1 pseudogene is annotated in these 904 nt (G+C 48.2%); it reads left to right on the top strand.

From position 1 onward, the window contains the following. Positions 1-72: 72 nt before the first annotated feature. Positions 73-904 (top strand): annotated as a pseudogene (locus KIV40_RS30675) (ABC transporter substrate-binding protein); the annotation flags it as partial.

The following is a 904-nucleotide window of genomic DNA, read 5'->3' as shown; positions in this document are numbered from 1 at the left end:
GATTGCCGAGTTAATCCAATTAAACGGTCGACATTTTTTCAATTCACCCACCGCGCACTAGCGCTGCCTCTCATGGCACTCTTACCAATTTCTTCTTTTGCTTCCGAAGATGGCGTGCAAGTCATCGAAACGACCCAGTTGGTTGGGTTTGGCGAAGCCAAGTATCCTGTAGATTTCACTCATTTCGATTATGTCAATCCAGATGCGCCTAAGCAGGGCAAGATCACCTATGGCGCGATAGGCACGTTTGATAGCTTTAACCGCTTTGGTTCACGCGGTGTTTCCGCGAGTTACAGTGGTGAACTTTACGACACCTTGATGTTTTCACCTGCGGATGAAATTGACGCTTATTATCCGTTGATCGCCTCTAAGGTGCGTTACGCCAGTGATTTCTCATGGCTTGAGATAGACATCAACCCGAACGCACGCTTCCACGATGGCAAGCCAATCACTGCTCATGACGTTGCTTTTACGTTTGATAAGTTTTCCAAAGAGGGCGTGCCCCAGTATCGCGTCTACTACAAAGACATTAAGTCGGTAACCGCAGTGTCTGACTTAGTAGTTCGTATTGAGATGGAAACACCAAACCGCGAGAAGTTGTTCAGTTTTGCACAGAGCACTCGCGTACTTCCAAAGCACTACTGGCACGACAAAAAACTGTCTGAGCCGTTAAGCGAGCCGCCTGTCGGAAGCGGGCCTTATAAAGTCATCAACTATAAGTCGGGTTAAAGCGTCGCTTATGGGTTAGATGAGAACTACTGGGCGGCAGAGTTACCTGTAAACGTTGGCCGTAATAACTTTGAGCAGGTACAGTACGATTTCTACCGAGACGATACCGTGATGCTCGGAGCCTTCAAAGCGGGCGAGTTTGATCTGCGTATGGAAAACTCCGCAACGTTTTGGG

The sequence above is a fragment of the Vibrio sp. D173a genome, from assembly GCF_030248475.1.
Note: the sequence above shows the minus strand (reverse complement) of the source record. Positions and strands in the feature narration are given on the sequence as shown.